This window comes from Yunchengibacter salinarum (assembly GCF_037658235.1).
Taxonomy (GTDB): Bacteria; Pseudomonadota; Alphaproteobacteria; order Sphingomonadales; family Kordiimonadaceae; genus Yunchengibacter; species Yunchengibacter salinarum.
Map to the genome: position 1 here is coordinate 15,880 of NZ_JBBJLN010000009.1, position 17,966 is coordinate 33,845.

Annotated in this window: 16 protein-coding genes; 2 read left to right on the top strand and 14 right to left on the bottom strand. The window is 64.0% G+C overall.

The window, feature by feature from the left end:
• Window positions 1-2: 2 nt before the first annotated feature.
• The 10 genes from mrdA to miaA form a co-directional block, all read right to left on the bottom strand.
• Window positions 3-1,889, bottom strand: a complete 1,887-nt coding sequence (mrdA, locus tag WGH93_RS10635) for a penicillin-binding protein 2 (RefSeq protein WP_374764868.1) — start codon at window positions 1,887-1,889, stop codon at window positions 3-5.
• 60 nt (window positions 1,890-1,949) lie between these two features.
• Window positions 1,950-2,468, bottom strand: coding sequence for a rod shape-determining protein MreD (gene mreD / locus WGH93_RS10640; RefSeq protein WP_374764869.1), 519 nt, complete (start codon window positions 2,466-2,468; stop codon window positions 1,950-1,952).
• Window positions 2,465-3,496 carry a rod shape-determining protein MreC gene (gene mreC, locus WGH93_RS10645; RefSeq protein WP_374764870.1) on the bottom strand — a complete coding sequence of 344 codons (1,032 nt, stop codon included), beginning with the start codon at window positions 3,494-3,496 and terminating at the stop codon, window positions 2,465-2,467. Before mreC ends, mreD begins: the two co-directional genes overlap by 4 nt.
• Window positions 3,497-3,638: 142 nt before the next feature.
• The gene (locus WGH93_RS10650) at window positions 3,639-4,673 is read right to left on the bottom strand and encodes a rod shape-determining protein (protein ID WP_374764871.1); all 1,035 of its coding nucleotides are present in this window, start codon (window positions 4,671-4,673) and stop codon (window positions 3,639-3,641) included.
• Between the two features lie 186 nt (window positions 4,674-4,859).
• Window positions 4,860-6,482 (bottom strand): 2-isopropylmalate synthase, encoded by a 1,623-nt coding sequence (locus WGH93_RS10655; protein ID WP_374764872.1) that lies wholly within the window; start codon window positions 6,480-6,482, stop codon window positions 4,860-4,862.
• Between the two features lie 121 nt (window positions 6,483-6,603).
• A complete protein-coding gene (locus tag WGH93_RS10660) occupies window positions 6,604-6,786 on the bottom strand; it encodes a hypothetical protein (RefSeq protein ID WP_374764873.1) in 183 nt (60 codons plus the stop codon).
• 207 nt (window positions 6,787-6,993) lie between these two features.
• Window positions 6,994-8,013, bottom strand: a complete 1,020-nt coding sequence (gene ilvC / locus WGH93_RS10665; protein ID WP_374764874.1) for a ketol-acid reductoisomerase — start codon at window positions 8,011-8,013, stop codon at window positions 6,994-6,996.
• 52 nt (window positions 8,014-8,065) lie between these two features.
• On the bottom strand, window positions 8,066-8,578 hold the full coding sequence (gene ilvN, locus WGH93_RS10670; protein ID WP_374764875.1) for an acetolactate synthase small subunit: 513 nt from the start codon (window positions 8,576-8,578) through the stop codon (window positions 8,066-8,068).
• A 79-nt stretch (window positions 8,579-8,657) separates the two neighbouring features.
• Window positions 8,658-10,472, bottom strand: a complete 1,815-nt coding sequence (locus WGH93_RS10675; protein WP_374764876.1) for an acetolactate synthase 3 large subunit — start codon at window positions 10,470-10,472, stop codon at window positions 8,658-8,660.
• Between the two features lie 280 nt (window positions 10,473-10,752).
• A complete protein-coding gene (miaA, locus tag WGH93_RS10680; protein ID WP_374764877.1) occupies window positions 10,753-11,694 on the bottom strand; it encodes a tRNA (adenosine(37)-N6)-dimethylallyltransferase MiaA in 942 nt (313 codons plus the stop codon).
• Window positions 11,695-11,736: 42 nt separating this feature from the next.
• Here miaA and serB point away from each other — a divergent pair, with 42 nt between their 5' ends.
• On the top strand, window positions 11,737-12,627 hold the full coding sequence (serB, locus tag WGH93_RS10685) for a phosphoserine phosphatase SerB (protein WP_374764878.1): 891 nt from the start codon (window positions 11,737-11,739) through the stop codon (window positions 12,625-12,627).
• 164 nt (window positions 12,628-12,791) lie between these two features.
• Here serB and WGH93_RS10690 read toward each other — a convergent pair whose 3' ends face one another.
• From WGH93_RS10690 to hflK, 4 genes are all read right to left on the bottom strand, one after another.
• Window positions 12,792-14,309: a DegQ family serine endoprotease gene (locus WGH93_RS10690; RefSeq protein WP_374764879.1), complete on the bottom strand. Its 1,518-nt coding sequence runs from the start codon at window positions 14,307-14,309 to the stop codon at window positions 12,792-12,794.
• 118 nt (window positions 14,310-14,427) lie between these two features.
• Window positions 14,428-14,622, bottom strand: coding sequence for a DUF2065 domain-containing protein (locus tag WGH93_RS10695; protein WP_374764880.1), 195 nt, complete (start codon window positions 14,620-14,622; stop codon window positions 14,428-14,430).
• A 64-nt stretch (window positions 14,623-14,686) separates the two neighbouring features.
• Window positions 14,687-15,553 carry a protease modulator HflC gene (hflC, locus tag WGH93_RS10700; RefSeq protein WP_374764881.1) on the bottom strand — a complete coding sequence of 289 codons (867 nt, stop codon included), beginning with the start codon at window positions 15,551-15,553 and terminating at the stop codon, window positions 14,687-14,689.
• Window positions 15,550-16,659 (bottom strand): FtsH protease activity modulator HflK, encoded by a 1,110-nt coding sequence (hflK, locus tag WGH93_RS10705; RefSeq protein ID WP_374764882.1) that lies wholly within the window; start codon window positions 16,657-16,659, stop codon window positions 15,550-15,552. Before hflK ends, hflC begins: the two co-directional genes overlap by 4 nt.
• Before the next feature lie 215 nt (window positions 16,660-16,874).
• On the opposite strand from hflK, the gene WGH93_RS10710 reads away from it, so the two are divergent.
• Window positions 16,875-17,966, top strand: coding sequence for an Mrp/NBP35 family ATP-binding protein (locus WGH93_RS10710; protein ID WP_374764883.1), 1,092 nt, complete (start codon window positions 16,875-16,877; stop codon window positions 17,964-17,966).

Genomic DNA, 17,966 nt, shown 5'->3' on the forward strand with positions numbered 1-17,966 from the left:
GCTCAGTCCTTCTCCGTCCCGCCGTCGGCACGCCCGCCGCTGCGCTCCTCGCCGGGAACGCCGCGGCGACCACCGGGGCCGTAGCCCAGTTCCAGTGCCCGATCCAGCACCTTGCGGGCGATCGGCGCCGCGGTGCTGGACCCGCCGCCACCATGCTGCACCAACACGCTGACCGCCACGCGCGGATTGTCCACCGGGCCATAACCCACAAACAGGGCATGATCGCGGTATTGCCAGGGCAATTCCTCATTGTCCTTCACGCCGGTATCCCGCTCTGCCTGAGATATGCGGCGCACCTGGGCCGTGCCGGTCTTGCCCGCCAGCTTTGGGGCGCTGCGCGCCCGGCGCCAGTCATGGGCGGTGCCGCCGGGCTCGGTGACCATTTCCATGGCCCGGCGCAGACTGCGCAGATGCAGCGGGCTGGTATCCATGGGTTCGATCATGGAAACCGCATCGGACACGGACTCCGGCACCCGGCCCAAAGTTGGCGTCACCCTGCGGCCGGATGCAATACGCGCGGTCATCACCGCCAGTTGCAGCGGCGTGGCCAGCATGGCGCCCTGCCCGATTGCGATGACCAGGGTTTCGCCCTTCTGCCAGGGCTCCCCCTTGACGGCGCGTTTCCAGGCACGGGTGGGCAACAGGCCCGATTTCTGCCCTTCCAGGCCGATATTGAAAATCTGCCCAAGGCCAAACCGGCTGGCGGTTTCGGCGATATGGTCCACCTCAAGCTGCTCGGCCAGCTTATAGAAATAGACGTCGCAGCTTTGCGCAATGCCTTCCAGCAATGTCAGCCGCCCATGGCCGCGCCGCTTCCAGCAATGGAATGTGTGGTTGCCCAGCCGGTGCTTGCCGCCGCAGTAAAAATCCGTGTCTTCGGTGATGATGCCCCGCTCCAGCGCTGTCAGCGCCACCAGCATCTTGATGGTGGACCCCGGCGGGAACTGCCCCGCCAGGCACTTGTTCAACAGCGGTTTGCGCGGGTCCCTGAGCATGGCGGACCAGTTTTCCCGGCTGATCCCGGCAGAAAATTCATTGGGGTCGAACGCGGGGCTGGAGCCCATGGCCAGCACCTCGCCCGTATGGATATCCAGCGCCACCACGCCCGCGGCTTCTTCCCCCAATTCGGCCATGACGGTATCCTGCAGGGCAAGATCAATGGAAATCGGCACATCCGCCCCGCGCCGGGCGTCCGTGCGCGGCGGCAATTCCCGAATCTCCCGGCCCACGCTGTTCACTTCCACCCGGCGGGTACCGGCCTCGCCGCGCAACATGGGGTCGAGCTGTTTTTCCAGACCGTCCCGGCCAATCTTGAACCCCGGCAGCCGCAACAGCTTGGACCCGTCCAGATCGTCTTCGGACGGCGTGCCCACATAGCCCACCAGATGGGCCACGGTTTCGCCATCGGGATAGAAACGCGACAGGCCCGCATCGGGCATCACGCCCGGCAGGTCCGGCATGGCCACATTGATGCGGCTGAAGGTGTCCCAGTCCAGGCCGCTGGCGACCACCACCGGCACGAAGGCCCGCTGGCGCCGCACACGGGTGCGCACGCGGCTCAGTTGCCGGTCGTTCAAATGGGCAATGCGGCCCAGCGCGGCCAGAGTATCGGCCAGCACCCCGGCGCGCTCCGGGATCAGCACCACGCGGTAATCCTGCCGGTTGGTCGCCAGCTTGCGACCGTGCCGGTCCAGGATTTCGCCCCGCTCCGGCGCGATCAGTCGCAGAGATATGCGGTTCTTGTCAGCGCGCAGGCGCAATTCATCGCCCTGCACCACAGCCAGATAATAAAGCCGCCCGCCAAGACCGGCAAGCGCCAAGCCCTGTGCGCCCGCCAATAGCAGCGCACGCCGGGTAAAAAGCTGATACCGTTCCGCTTCACGCGCCATGATGTCCCCGACCGGGATTGAAGCCCGTTTCGCCGCCTTCCTGCCTGTTCATGCGCCCCGTCATCCCGATCGGGCCATGAGACTGCGGCGCAGGCGGCTGAACAGCAATGTGACCAGCGGATAGGCGAGCACGGTCACAAGCCATTCCATGGCCAGGGGCGCCACCGTCCAGAAACGCCCGCCCACCAGCGAGACGATCAGCCAGGAAAGGCCATAAAGGCCCACGGACATCAGGGTGAAAACACCCCAATATGCCAACCGTGAGCGCCCCCGATAATACTTGATCTGCCCCATTACGAAAAGCCGGGCGAGCAGCAGCAGCAGCATGTTGAGCCCCAGCGGCACATCCAGCCACAAATCCAGCACGAAGCCGATGAAAGCCACCGCGCCATAGGGCATCAGAAGGGGCCGGTTGGACGCCCAGTAGAAAACCGAGATCATTACCAGATGCGGCAGAACCACACTGGCCGCGCCGCTGCCCACGGGCAACAGCATCAGCATGGCCATGATCAGGGTGACGACGACCGGAATGGCCGCCGCCGGGCCTGTTGCCGCCATATCCGGGTTGCCCTGCATCATGTGCCGTCCTCCGCCGCGGCATCGCCCGTCGCCGCGCCAGTCGCCCCGTCGGTCGCCCCATCGGTCGCCGCGGGGTCATCGCCACCCGTCGAAGCGGCCTCGCCCAGCGGAAAATGCACGGACCCGGTGCGCCCCCCGGCCTGTTCACGTTCGGGCGCGGGCGGATCATAGGCCAGCACCCGCACATAATCCAGCCGGTCCAGCCCGGCCAGCGGGGACATCAATATTTCCTCCCGCCCCACGGATACCACGCGGGCCAGCGGCAGATCGGGCGGATAGACACCGCCATGGCCGCTGGTTGTCACCCGGTCGCCATCCTGAACGCGCGCTTCGGGCGGCAGGAATGTCAGGCGCAGGCGCTCGCTGTTGCGCCCCTCCCCCATGGCCAGGTCGCCGGTGCGGGCGATGCGCACGGGCACATGGCTGTTCAGGTCATTGACCAGCAGCACACGGCTGGACCATTGCCCCACATGAATGATGCGGCCCACCAGGCCGAAACGGTCCACCACCGGCCAGTTGCGGGACACGCCATCGGCGCGCCCCACATTGATGATGACGCTGCGCTCAAAGGCGCCGCCGCCCACACCGATCACCCGGCCCGTGGCGGCGATGGGAACTTCGCGCCCCGGCACCTTGAGCATGGTGCGCAGGCGCTCATTTTCCCGGCGCAACTGGATCGCCGCCGCCCGCCATTGGCGCAGCCGGTCGTTTTCATCGGTCAGGCGCTGGTTTTCCAGATAGATGTCGGAAACCCCGGCGAGCCGCTCCAGGCCGCTCTGGGTGGCGCTGATGGGGCGCTCCAGCAAATCCAGCACGGGCGCCACCACGTCACCGGCGGTACCGCGCACCTGGCCCGGAATATCGTAATTCAAGGTTTCCATCAGCAGAAACAGCAGGGCGACCACCGCATAGAGCCAGAAAGCAACACGCCCTTCGCCGCCGCCACGGCGTTGAAACCGGGCGCCGCTGGCCACGCCGCCCGCGAGCGGCGTGGTACCTGTCCCCCCTGGTGGCAGGGCCGTATTCACCCCCGGCTCCTCCGTTGGTCAAAGTGTCCATCCCGCCGCCCGATGCGGGGCGCCGCCCGGCATGTACCCGGAACGCGCCCCGACCTTTTCACCGACCCCCTGTTTCGCCGATTCCCTGCTTCACCGGGGCCCGGTGCGGCGGTCAGTAGCTTTCGGTCAGCACCTGGCGCAGGAATTCGTCTTCCAGCGCCCGGCCCGTACCCAGCGCCACGCAGGTCAGCGATTCTTCCGCGATGGAAACCGGCAGGCCCGTGGCATTGCGGATGACCGTATCCAGGTCTTTCAGAAGCGCGCCGCCACCGGTCAGCACAATTCCGCGATCCACAATATCCGCGGCCAGTTCCGGCGCCGTGCGTTCCAGCGCCAGCTTGACCCCTTCAACGATGGATGAAACCGGCTCGCTCAGCGCTTCCGCCACCTGGGCCTGATTCACTTCCAGTTCCTTGGGCACGCCGTTCATCAGGTCCCGGCCCTTGATGATCATGCTGTCGCCCACACCGTCTTCCGGCACCTTGGCGGTGCCGATTTCCTTCTTGATGCGTTCGGCGGTGGCTTCCCCGATCAGCAGATTGTGGTTGCGACGGATATAGCCGATCAGGCTTTCATCCATCTTGTCACCGCCCACCCGAACGGATGTGGCATAGACAATGCCGCCAAGCGACAGCACCGCCACTTCCGTGGTGCCGCCGCCAATGTCCACCACCATGGAGCCCTGCGGCTCCGTTACGGGCAGGCCCGCCCCGATCGCCGCGGCCATCGGCTCGTCGATCAGGTAAACCTTGCGGGCGCCCGCCTGCTCGGCGGATTCCTGAATCGCCTTGCGCTCCACCGCGGTGGAACCGGATGGCACGCAAACCACCACCTGCGGGCTGGCAAAGGACCGGTTGTGCACTTTCTGGATAAAGTGCTTGATCATCTGCTCCGCCACATGGAAGTCGGCGATCACACCGTCCCGCAGCGGGCGAATGGCCTGAATGCCGCTGGGCGTGCGGCCAAGCATGAGCTTGGCTTCATCCCCCACGGCGAGCACCCGGTCCCGGCCATTTTCCGCCTTGATCGCCACCACGGACGGTTCGTTCAGAACGATTCCGCGCCCCTTCACATAGACGAGGGTATTGGCGGTACCCAGGTCGATCGCCACGTCGCTTGAGAACATCCCCAGCAGTCTGGAAAGCATTGTAATGCCTCTCTATGTAAAACAAGTCCACCCGGCGGGCCGCACCCCGACCGGTGCCACGCGCCGGGGATCCACAACCCGTCCATCCGGTCTTGCGGTTGGTTATGGGACACCTGCACAAGACATACAAGAGAACAAGCGTCCATAATAAGGCAGCGAGGCCACTTTTTCACGGCACGGCCATAATCAGGCCGATGCGCGCGGCTCCTTGCCGGCAGCAGCCCCGGTTCGACGATCGCGCTTGGCCAGCATCTTGTTGACGGCGGCCAGATAGGCCCGCGCGGCGGCGGTGACGGTGTCCTCGTGGGCGCCCTGGCCGGAAGCAGTCATGCCCTCTTCCTCAAGGCGCACGGTGCATTCCGCTTGGGCATCGGTACCCTCGGTAACCGCATGGACCTGAAAAAGCTGCAAATGAGGCCGATAGTCGATCAGTGCCTTGATGGCGTTGAAGGCGGCATCCACCGGGCCACTGCCATAAACCACCTTGGCCTTTTGCTCCCCGTCGATATCGAGGGTCAGGTCTGACACCGCCTTGCCGCTCGACCCGGTATAGGTGGACAGCGAGACCAGCTTGATTCGATTGTGCGCCGCGGCCACCTCGTCATCCACAAGGGCCACGATATCCTCGTCATAAATCTGTTTCTTGCGGTCGGCCAGATCCTTGAAGCGGCGGAAACAGTCGAGAAATGCGTTATCGCCCAGCTCATAGCCCAGATCCTTGAGCTTGTCGGCGAAGGCATGACGGCCCGAATGCTTGCCCATGGCGAGCTTGCTGGCCTTGAGCCCGACGGACGCGGGCGTCATGATTTCATAGGTTTCGGCATTTTTCAGCATACCGTCCTGATGAATTCCCGACTCGTGGGCGAAGGCATTGGCCCCCACCACCGCCTTGTTGTTCTGCACGGTAAAGCCCGTCACCTGGCTTACCAGCCGACTGGCGCGGGTGATTTCCTCGGTCTTGATGCCGGTGTGCAGCCCAAGCGCATCACCGCGCACCCGCAGGGCCATGACGAACTCTTCAAGCGCCGCATTGCCCGCCCGTTCGCCAATGCCGTTAATGGTGCATTCCACCTGCCGGGCCCCGTTTTCCGCCGCCGCGATGGCATTGGCAACGGCCAGGCCCAGATCATTGTGGCAATGGCTGGAAAGCACCGCCTGGTCCGCATTGGGCACATTGTTCAACACATTGCGGAACAGCGCGCCATATTCCGCCGGTGTGGCATAGCCCACCGTGTCCGGCAGATTGATGGTGGTGGCCCCGGCGCGAATGGCTGTTTCGATGGCGCGATAGAGAAAATCCGGCTCGGAGCGGGAAGCATCCTCCGCGCTCCACTCCACATCGTCCACCAGATTGCGCGCGCGGGACACGCTGTCATGAATGGCGTCCAGCACGGCTTCCGGCGTCATGTCCAGCTTCACCTTCATGTGCAGGGGCGATGTGGCGATGAAGGTGTGAATGCGCGGGCGCACGGCAGGCTTCAGCGCTTCCGCCGCACGGTCGATATCGCCGGGCGCGGCGCGTGCCAGCGAGCAGACAATGCTGTCCTTGCAGGTGCGCGCCACCTGATTGACGGAATCGAAATCCCCGGTGGATGCGATGGCGAAGCCCGCCTCGATCACATCCACCCGCATCGCTTCCAGAACCTCGGCAATGCGGATTTTTTCCTCAATCGTCATGGACGCGCCGGGGCTCTGTTCCCCATCGCGCAACGTGGTGTCAAAGATGCGCACGCGATCCCCCAGATCGGGCGCGCCCTGTGCCTTTTGTGCCGTCTGGGTCCGAGATGGTTGTGTATGTGTATGGGTCATGATCCGTGGTCCCCACATCGAGATATTGACTGGAACGGGGTTCCCGACGGTCGGGACCGCCCAAAAATACGGCGCCGACCGAACCGGTGGCGCCGCGGTGGAATGCAAACTGGCGACCGTCCTACACGGCCAAGCCCCCCACGACGCCGAGTGCGCCACCTAGCAGTGCGCCACCTAGCGCCAGAAGCAGTCCCGGCCCGGCGATCAGGGCCAGGCGACCGGCATCACCCGAACGGGCGACAGCGGCGCGGGCGGATGCGCGGCGGGCATGAACTTTTGCAAGCTGGCGGTTGTCACGCGGCATGGTGAACCTCTTTGCGATTACGGCCTTCCTGTCTTTTATCAGATTATGAACCGGTCGCAACAGCTTCTTTTTCAGCAATAAAATGTCGCCCCGGTCCACTTCTCCAAGAAAAAGGCGGCTGCCGAAACAGCCGCCAAGTTGGGGCAAGAGTGCCTTGCGCCGAGAGTTTGGGGCGGACAACCACCCGCCCCGATCAGCAAAAGAGGCTTAGTTGTGCTCCCGGTCCACCAGCTTGCCCTCTTTCATCCAGGGCATGAGCTGACGCAGGCGGGTGCCCACCTCTTCGATCTCGTGGCGGGCGGCGAGGCCGCGATTGGCCTTCAGCTCCGGGTTGCCCGCCTTGTTGTCGGTGATAAAATCGCGCACGAACTGGCCGTTCTGAATATCACGCAGAACCGCTTTCATTTCCGCCTTGGTATCATCGGTGATGATGCGCGGGCCGGTCTTGTAGTCGCCATATTCCGCCGTGTTGGAGATGGAATAGCGCATGTTGGAAATGCCGTCCTCATAGATCAGGTCCACGATCAGTTTCACTTCGTGCAGGCATTCGAAATAGGCCATTTCCGGCGCATAACCGGCTTCCACCAGGGTTTCGAACCCGGCCTTGATAAGGTGGCTCAGCCCGCCGCACAGCACCGCCTGCTCGCCGAACAGGTCGGTTTCGCATTCCTCGCGGAAGCTGGTCTCAATGATGCCGGAACGGCCACCGCCAATGGCGCTGGCATAGGCCAGGCAGATGTCCTTGGCCTTGCCGGAGCGGTCCTTGTCCACCGCCAGCAGGCAGGGAACGCCGCGCCCTTCCACATATTGCGCCCGTACCGTATGGCCCGGCCCCTTGGGCGCCACCATGGCCACGTCCAGATCGCCGCGCGGCTCGATCAGGCCGTAATGAATGTTCAGGCCGTGGGCGAACAGCAGCATCGCCCCTTCCTTCAGATTGGGGGCCACATCGCGGGCATAGATATCCGCCTGATGCTCGTCGGGCGCCAGCATCATCAGCATGTCCGCCTTGCCGGCGGCCTCAGCCGCGGTCATCACGGTGAAGCCCGCCGCCTCGGCCTTTTTGCGCGTGGCAGACCCTTCGCGCAGCGCCACGATGACATTGCCAACGCCGCTATCCTTCAGATTGCTGGCATGGGCATGGCCCTGCGAGCCATAGCCGACCACCACGATGGTCTTGTCCTTGATAAGGTTCTGGTCGGCATGATCGTCAAAATAAACCTGCATGGCTTAAGTCCCTGTTCTTGAAATTGCGATTCAGTGCGTAAAACGTTGAGGCTCAAAGCCCCCGATCCCCCCGTGACAGCGCAGCCGCGCCGGTGCGCGCCACTTCCACCAGGCCCAGATCCCGCATCAGGTCGATGAAGGCATCCAGCTTGTCGGCGGACCCTGTCAGTTCGAAAACGAAGCTGTTGACGGTGCTGTCCACCACGCTGGCGCGAAAGGCATCCGCCAGGCGGAGCGCTTCCACCCGCTTTTCGCCGGTGCCGCTCACTTTCACCAGCGCCAGATCGCGGCTCACCGCCGGGCCTTCGGTGGTCAGATCCGACACACGGTGAACGGGCACCAGCCGGTCAAGCTGCGCCTTGATCTGCTCGATCACCATGCGGGTGCCGCTGGTGACAATGGTGATGCGCGAAACATAATCGTCCTGGTCCACCTCCGCCACGGTCAGGCTTTCAATATTGTAGCCCCGGCCCGAAAACAGGCCGATCACACGCGCCAGAACGCCGGCTTCGTTGTCCACCAGAAGGCTGATGGTGTGGCGAGCCGTTTCGCCCTTCTCTTTCATAAGTTCCTGCCTTCTCTCTTGCCGCGGGCGCACGCCCGGCAGGGGCGCCGCACGGGTTTCGGCCTTGCGGGGAGTGCGATCAAACAACGGACAAGGCCTCGTCATCATCGGGCTGGGCCACCGCGTCACCGGCCAGTAGCATTTCATTGTGCGCCGCACCAGCCGGAACCATGGGGAAGCAGTTTTCCAGCTTGGCCACGCGACAATCCATCACCACCGGGCCGTCATGGTCGATCATGGCCTGTATGGCCGCATCCAGGTCCGCCGGGTCTTCCACCCGCATTCCCTTGATGCCGAACGCTTCCGCCAGCGCCACGAAATCCGGCAGCGCTTCGGAATAGCTCTGGCTGCGGCGGCCATCATAGGTCAAATCCTGCCACTGACGCACCATGCCCATATATTCATTGTTCACGATGAACACCTTGACCGGCAGATTGTACTGCCGCGCCGTGGCCAGCTCCTGAATGTTCATCTGGATGGACGCTTCACCCGCCACATCGATCACCAGCCGGTCGGGGAAGGCCATCTGCGCCCCGATGGCGGCGGGCAGGCCATAGCCCATGGTGCCGAGTCCGCCGGATGTGAGCCAGCGGTTCGGCTTCTTGAAGCCGATGAACTGGGCCGCCCACATCTGATGCTGACCCACTTCGGTGGCGATGATCGGGTCCCGATCCGTGGTCAGCGCATCCAGCCGTTCCAGCGCCTTTTGCGGCATGATCACCGTGTCACTGTCCGTATAAGCCAGGCAGCGCCGATCCCGCCAGGTGCCGATCTGCGACCACCAGGGGCCCAGGTCCGGCGTTTCCCGGCCTTCGGTTTCCGCCTTCCAGTGGGCGATCATGCGGCCCAGCACATTGGCGGCATCCCCCACAATGGGCAGGTCAACCGCCACATTCTTGTTGATCGACGACAGATCAATATCGATCTGGATTTTCCTGGACCCCGGCGAGAAGGCATCCACCCGCCCGGTCACGCGGTCATCGAACCGGGCCCCCACGGCGAGCATCACGTCGCAGTCATGCATGGCGTGATTCGCTTCCCAGGTGCCGTGCATTCCAAGCATACCCAGAAACTGCGAATCACCGGCGGGATAGGCGCCCAGCCCCATCAGCGTGGATGTGACCGGAAAACCGGTCATGCGGGCAAAGGCGATCAACAGGTCCGTCGCCCGCGGCCCGGCATTGATGACACCGCCGCCCGAATAGATGATCGGGCGTTTCGCGTTCGCCAGCAGCCGAACCGCTTCCAGAATGGCATCTTCGTCACCATGGGTCTTCGGGCGATAGGTGCGATGCTCCACCATGCCGTCTTCCCGGAACGGCGCCTTTTCGATCTGCACATCCTTGGGCAGGTCCACCACCACAGGGCCGGGGCGGCCATTGGTGGCCACGTAAAAAGCTTCCCGCAGCACGCGGGGCACGTCCGCCGTGTCCTTGATCAGATAATTGTGCTTGGTGCAGGGCCGCGTGATACCCACCGTGTCCGCTTCCTGAAAGGCATCATTGCCGATCAGATGGCGCGCCACCTGCCCGGTCAGGCAGACCAGCGGTATGGAATCCAGCATGGCATCGGTCAGCCCGGTCACCGCATTGGTCGCGCCCGGCCCGGATGTGACCAGCAGCACGCCCGGCTTGCCGGTGGCGCGGGCATAGCCTTCCGCCGCATGGGCCGCCGCCTGTTCGTGGCGCACCAGCACATGCTCAATCCCCGCATCGTGGAACAGCGCGTCATAGATGGGCAGAACGGCGCCGCCCGGATAGCCGAAAATGGTGTCCACACCCATTTCCTTCAGGACCCGCAGCACCATCTGCGCGCCGGAGAGGTTTTCCTCACTCTCTCCCGCGCCAGCCGAGTGATCGGCCGGTCGGATAACATCGGGTTGCTGAACAGTCATGGCGTCCTCTGTCATTACCGCAAAAAAAACATGCCCACACCGGCGCCGTTTCCCCCTTGTCGCCAAGGGGGCCCGGCGACACCAGGACGGCGCCCGGCGCACCCCGGTGGGGCGAGAAAGCCGGTAACCGGTGAACAAAGGGGCGCGCAACCGACAAGCCGGAAGCGCGCCCGCTCAAGGAATGGGCAATAGTGGCCCGATCTGCAAAGTCCACCTGTCATCCACGTCGTCGTGGGCGTTGGCAACGTGGATGTGCAATCCATAGCTTTTCAATTATTTCCTAGTCAACCGTTTTTTGCATTATTTCAGAAACAATTTTTCCCAAATTGCTTTGTGTTTCTTGCGCATCCAGTCTGCCCCAGTGACCGAAGCGGTTTCTCAGCCAGGTAAGCTGCCGCTTTGCGAACTGGCGGGTCTGCTGCTTGGCAAGGCGCACCGCATCATCTTCATCCAGCGTCCCTTCCAGCAAGCGCAACAGGGGTGGCACGCCGAGCGAGCGCATCACCGGCAGATTCGGGTCCAGCCCGCGCGCCCGAAGCGCGGCCACTTCATCCAGCACGCCAGACGCCATCATGGCATCGAATCGCTGCTCTATGCGTGCATATAGCTGATCGCGCGGCCAGGTGATCACATATTTTCCCACCCTGCCCGCCTGATCCGCCGCCGCCAGCGGGCCGGGCACGGTTTCCCGCTGCCAGTCGCTCAGGCAGCGCCCCGTGGCGCGCACCACTTCCAGCCCGCGCGCAATGCGCTGGCTGTCACCGGGGGCGAGTCGGGCGGCCAGCGCCGGGTCCAGCCTTTTGAGATCGACGTGCAGTGCCTCCGGCCCCCGTTCCGCCATCTCGGCCCGCACATCGGCGCGCACAGGGTCGGGAATATCGGGAACCGGCGCGAGGCCATCCAGCAATGCGGTAAAATAAAGCCCCGTGCCGCCCACCAGAACCGGCAGACGCCCGGCGGCCACCGACTCGGCCATGGCGGCTTCCGCCGCCGCCGCCCATTCCGCCACGGAACAGGCCCGCGCGCCGTCCCACTCCCCGAACAGTCGATGCGGGGCGCGGGCCTCCTCCGCCGCGTCGGGCCGGGCGGTCAGCAGACGCAGGTCGCGGTACACCTGCATACTGTCCGCATTGATGATGGTGGCGGGCACCGTCTCCGCCAGCGCCAGCGCCAGCGCCGACTTGCCGCTGGCGGTCGGGCCTGCAATAAGAAGGGCGCGCATGAGGGACGTCCTTTGCCTGTTTTTGTTCCAAGGGGATAGCCAGTGGATAGAGTGGTGACGCTGATCGTCAAGCCCGGTGACCGGGCGAGCCTGTTGAAAGCCGGTCTGGAGGCGGAGCGGATCATTGCCGCCGCCGGGGCGCAGGTGGGCGAACGTGTCTTTCTGGCCGACGATGGCGCGCTGGATCTGCCCTTTACCGGCGGCGACCCGGAAGAGCTGTCCGTGGCGCTGGGTGTGGCGCTGGCCGCGCTGCCCGTGGACCATGCCGTGCAGCGCCAGGATGCGCGCCGCGCCCGGCTTCTGTTGGCGGATATGGACAGCACCATGATCACCGTGGAATGCATCGACGAACTGGCCGACTTTGCCGGAATCAAGGATGCGGTGGCGCGGGTCACTGAAGCCGCCATGCGCGGCGAACTGGATTTCGAAGGCGCGCTGACCGAGCGGGTGGCCCTGCTGGCAGGCATGGATGCCACCGTGATCGATCGTTGCCTGAAAGAACGGGTGCGCCTCACCAGCGGCGCCCGCCCCATGATGGACCGGATGGTGCAGGAAGGCGTGCTGACCGCCCTGGTTTCCGGTGGCTTCACCGCATTCACGGATCGGGTGGCGGCGGATCTGGGCTTTCACATTACCCGCGCCAACCGGCTGGACATTCAGAACGGCAAGCTGACCGGGCGCGTGATCCCGCCGATCTGCGGCGCCGAAACCAAGCTGGAGACTCTGCGGACGCTGAAGGGTGACCATCTGGCACCCGGCGAGCTTGTGATGGCCGTGGGCGACGGCGCCAATGACGCCGCCATGCTTGAAGCGGCGGACATGGGCGTGGCCTTTCACGCAAAGCCACGAGCCAAGGAAGCGGCGAATGTGGTCATCGACCATGGCGACCTGACCGCCCTGCTCTATCTGCAAGGGCTGAGCCCAGAACACTGAGCCCAGAACACTGAGCCCAGAACACTGAGCCCCACACGCCGGCCAAGGGGAAGCGGGCCTGAACTTGCCCCTGCCGTTTCAATTCCTTCCCCCCCCCCACAGCAAAAAAGCCGACCCCCATGGGGGCCGGCTTCTCGTTTGATGCGAAACTGGCGAGACGGCGGTTATTCCGCCTCTTCCTCCGTCAGTTTCAGCGGCAGGTGAGCCGTATTGCCGCGATAGTGGATCAGCAGCAGCACCGTGTCCCGGCCCTGCTCCTTCGCGTCCCCGATCACCGACAGCACATCCTGCGGGTTTTCCACCGGGCGCTGATTGATCCGCATGATCACCGCACCCCGGCGCACGCCGGCCCCGTAAGCTTCGCTGGACCGCTCCACCTTGGTCACGGCCACGCCGTCCACTTCGTCCGGCACGCGAAGCTGACGGCGCATGTCATTGGTCAGCGCTTTCAGCTCCATACCCTCGATCAGGTCCGGCCCGGCAAACTGGTCGGAATCGCCCTGGCCGCCGCCCTGGGCGGCTTCCAGCTCTTCGGGATATTCGCCGGTGGTCAGGGTCAGGGTCTTCTTGTCACCGTCCCGCAGGATCAGCAGCGACACGTCCTTGCCGATATCCGTGCGCGCCACCAGGCGGGACAGGGAATTGGCCTTGTCGCCCACCTTCTTGCCGTCCCATTGCAGGATGATATCGCCCGTTTTCACACCGGCCCCTTCTGCGGGGCTGTCGGGGAAAACGCGGCTGACAATGGCGCCCCTGGCTTCTTCAAGGCCGAGCGAGCGGGCGATCGCCGCGTTCACATCCTGAATGGAGACACCAAGCCAGCCCCGGCGCACCTTGCCGTTTTCCTTGAGTTGATCGATCACATAGCGCGCATCATTGGACGGAATGGCGAAACCGATGCCCACATTGCCGCCGGAAGGCGAGAAGATCGCGGTGTTCACACCGATCACTTCCCCTTCCATATTGAACATCGGCCCGCCGCTATTGCCGCGATTGATGGCCGCATCGGTCTGAATATAGTTCACATAGCCAGCGGCATCGATCGGGCGATTGCGCGCCGAAATGATCCCGGCGGTCACCGAATGGCCAATGCCGAACGGGTTGCCGATGGCCATGATCCAGTCGCCGATACGGTCCTCGTCACTGTCTCCGAAGGATACGGTCGGCAGATCCCCGTCAGCCTTGATTTTCAGCAGCGCCAGATCGGTGCGATCATCCCGGCCCACGATCTCGGCGGAATATTCTTCCCCACCCATGGTCAGCACGGTGATCTCGTCGGCTTTTTCCACCACATGGTTGTTGGTCACCACATAGCCGCTCTTGTCCACGATGAAGCCGGAACCGAGCGAGCGCGCCTCCCTGGGTTCACCATTGCCGCGACCGCCGAAACGCTCCTGGAATTCCTCGAAAAATTCACCAAAGGGCATACCCTCCGGTACGTTGAAATTGCGCTCGCTGTTCTCGATCACCTGAACGGTGGAAATATTGACCACGGCGGGGGACAGCTCCTCCGCCAGATCGGCGAAGGATTCCGGCGCACCGCGGGCGGCAGCCGGCTGCGAACCCAGCACCAGCGCCGCCACGAGGGCGAGCGCCGCAATGGGCGCCAGCGACCAGCGGGTCACGGCATGGGGATGTTGGGCGCGCGCCGCCACGGCGCGGGATCGGGTAAATGCAGTCACTCCACAGGCTCCTTGTTAAATACTTTTCATGCCGCACCGGGCCGCGGCTCTCATAGCCAGATGGGGCCGGTGCGGCCGGGGTTCAACCCGTCAGGCCGACGCAAGCGCTTTTCCCGAATCATCCCCCGCGCGCCAGCCACACGATCGCAACACCGATCACGGCGGTGGTCAAGCCTGCCAGGCGTATGCTTGCGACAGGCTGTTGCAGCAACGCGACGACCAGCACTTTCAGCCGCCCGGCCAACAGGGTGTAGAACACACCTTCCATGAACAGGGCGAGCCCCAGAGCGCTCAGGAATAGCGACCAGTCCACACCATGCTCCCGATATAACGACAAAGGCGGGGCCGATACATGACGCATCAGCCCCGCCAGAGATTCACTTGTCCGTCTCGCCCATGAACAGGCGGAAGAACTCGCTGTCCGGCGACAGCACCAGCGTGGTGTCATCCGCGCTCATGGACGCGCGATAGGCCTGAAGCGTGCGGTAGAACTTGAAGAACTCCGGGTCCTTCTCGTGCACCTTGGCGAAGGTGCCCGCCGCCACTGCTTCGGCCCGGCCACGGATCTGCTCGGATTCCTTGTCCGCCTTGGCAAGGATTTCAGACCGGCGCCGATCCGCATTGGCACGGATGCGGGATGCTTCCCGTTGACCTTCGGCCCGTTCCAGCGCGGCTTCCTGCTCCCGCTCGGCGCGCATCCGGCTGAACACGGCCTCCGAGTTGGCTTTCGGCAGGTCCACCCGGATCAGCCGCACATCGGCCACTTCAAGGCCCAGGGTCTCGGCCTTTTCATTGGTCAGCTTGCCGATCCGCTCCATCAGTGCGGCGCGCTGGCCGGACACGATGGTGAGCATGGTCTCGTCCGCAAGCACCTGCCGCACGTTGGAGAACATGATGTTCTCCAGCAGGCTGGCGGCCTTCGCCTCGGTGCGGGCCGCCTGATAGGTTTTCAGAGGGTCCACGATGCGGAACCGGGCGAAACTGTCCACCACGATGCGGCGCTGGTCTTCCGCGATCACTTCCTGCGGCGGCACGTCCAACGAAAGCAGCCGCCGGTCCAGCAGGATAACCTGTTCCACAAAGGGGGTTTTGAAGTGCAGCCCCGGTTCGGTGATGGTGCGCTTGGGCTCCCCGAACTGCACCACGATGGCCTGCTTGCGCTCATCCACGGTAAACATGGACATGCTGGCCAGAATGGCGCCCAGCGCGATCAGGACGATCAGAACGATGGAACGGATTTTCATTGCCGATCTCCTTGTTTGCCGGCGCTGCCGCCCGTCTTGCGTTGGATTTCAGGCAGCGGCAGATAGGGGACCGCGCCGCCCGCCTTGCCATCCAGAATGACCTTTTCCGTACCGCCCAGAACGCTTTCCATGGTTTCCAGATAAAGGCGTTCGCGGGTCACGTTCCTGGCCTTGCTGTATTCAGTCAGGATATCGTCGAAACGATCCGCCTGCCCCTGCGCGCGGTTGGTCACTTCCGCCTGATAGGCCTTGGCGGCTTCCACCGCCTTGATCGCGTGGCCTTCGGCCTCTGGGATGATCTTGTTGGCATAGGCCTGCGCCTCGTTCATGACACGGCGCCGGTCCTGCTCGGCCCGCTGCACTTCCTGGAAGGCATCGATCACCGTTTCCGGCGGGTCCGCATCGGTGATCTGCACGCGCAGAACCTCGATACCCGCCTCATATTCGTTCAGCACATCCTGCAACTGCTGATGCACTTCTTGCTGAATGCGATCACGGGCAGTGGTCAGGATCGGTTCGATCTTGTTCTGGCCCACCACTTCGCGCATGGATGACTGCGCCACCATGCGCACGGCGCTGCCGGGCTCGTTCAGATTGAACAGATATCGGCCCGCGTCCGCGATCTTCCACACCACGGTAAACTTGATCTGGACGATGTTTTCGTCCCCGGTCAGCATCAGACTCTCGTTCAGGCTTCCCATGCTGATTTCCTTGCCACCGCTCTGGCCACCCACATCGACCCGGTTTTCACTGGTCACTTTCGGGGTTTCCACGGTTTCAACCGGATAGGGTAGGTGCCAGTGCAGGCCCGGCCCGGTGCTGTCCACCCATTCGCCGAAGCGCAGCACCACGCCCTGCTCGTTGGTATCCACGCGGTAAAAACCGCTGAACAGCCAGATCACCACCGCCACAAGCAGCAGGATGGAAAACCCGCCCTTGCCGCCGGGCATGGCCTGGCGCAGATTATCCTGCATCTTCTTCAGAAAGGCATCGATATCGGGCGGCTGGTTGCCACCACCGCCCCCGCCGCTGCCACCGCCACGGGGACCGCCGCCGCCACCGCCCCACGGATTGGGGCGGTCGCCGCCATTGTTCTGCCAAGGCATAAAATTGCTCTCCCTCGTATGCGCCTGGGGCTTTCCCGCTTGACTGCGGTGCCCATTGTCTTCACCTCACGGACCAGACGGTGACACAGAGTGGCCCGCGCGCCAATGGTCCGGTTCCTGCCCCGAATATATGGTAGTACCGGGTCGCTGCAACGAATCATATGAATTTTGTCGCCGGGCCGGGTTTGCCGGGGCGATACAGGAAAGGCTCGATCATGGTGGAAAAAGCGGATGTGATGCGATCCCTGGAAGCGGTTGAAGACCCGTCGGGCCGGGGATCGATCGTCGATTGCCGGCGCGTGGCAACCGTGGTGATCGACAAGGGTGAAGTGGGCGTGGTGCTGGACTTCAAGGACACCCCGCCCGCTGATCGCGCCGCCATGACCGAACAGGCGGAAAGCGCGGTCAAGGCATTGGACGGGGTTTCCGCCGTGAATGTGGTGATGACAGCCCTGCGCCAAACGGGGGAAAAGGACAAGGCGGCGCCGCCCCCACCGAAAAGCGGCCCCGGCAACACGCCGCCCCCCAAGCCCAGCGCCCTGCCGGGCGTGCAATCCATCATCGCCGTGGCCAGCGGCAAGGGCGGAGTCGGCAAATCCACCACCTCGGTCAATCTGGCACTGGCACTGCGCGATCAGGGGCTGAAAGTGGGCCTGCTGGACGCCGACATTTTCGGCCCGTCCCTGCCCATGCTCATGGGCATCGACCAGAAACCGGAAGCCATCGACAACCGCCTGCAACCCATCGAAAAGGCGGGCATCAAGACCATGTCCATCGGCTTTCTGCTGGATGTGGACCAGCCCGTGGTGTGGCGCGGCCCGCGCGTAATGGGCGCCACCCAGCAATTGCTGAAGGATGTGGACTGGGGGCCGCTGGACGTTCTGGTGGTGGACATGCCGCCCGGCACCGGCGACGTGCAGCTCACCATGGTCCAGCAGGTGCCGCTCACCGGGGCGGTGATCGTGTCCACGCCGCAGGACCTGGCCCTGATCGACGCACGCAAGGGCATGGGCATGTTCCACAAGGTGGATGTGCCCATTCTGGGCCTGGTGGAGAATATGAGCACCTTCATCTGCCCCGAATGCGGCACGGAATCGGCCATCTTCGGCCATGGCGGCGCCGAAGACGCGGCCAGGGTCGCCGGGGTGCCCTTCCTTGGCGCGGTGCCGCTGGCCATGCCGATCCGGGAGCAGTCGGACAAGGGAACCCCGGTGGTGGACAGCCTGCCGGACAGCCCCCACGCACGGGCCTATCACGCCATTGCGCGCGGCGTGGCCGCCCATCTGCCTCTGGCGGAGCATAGCTGA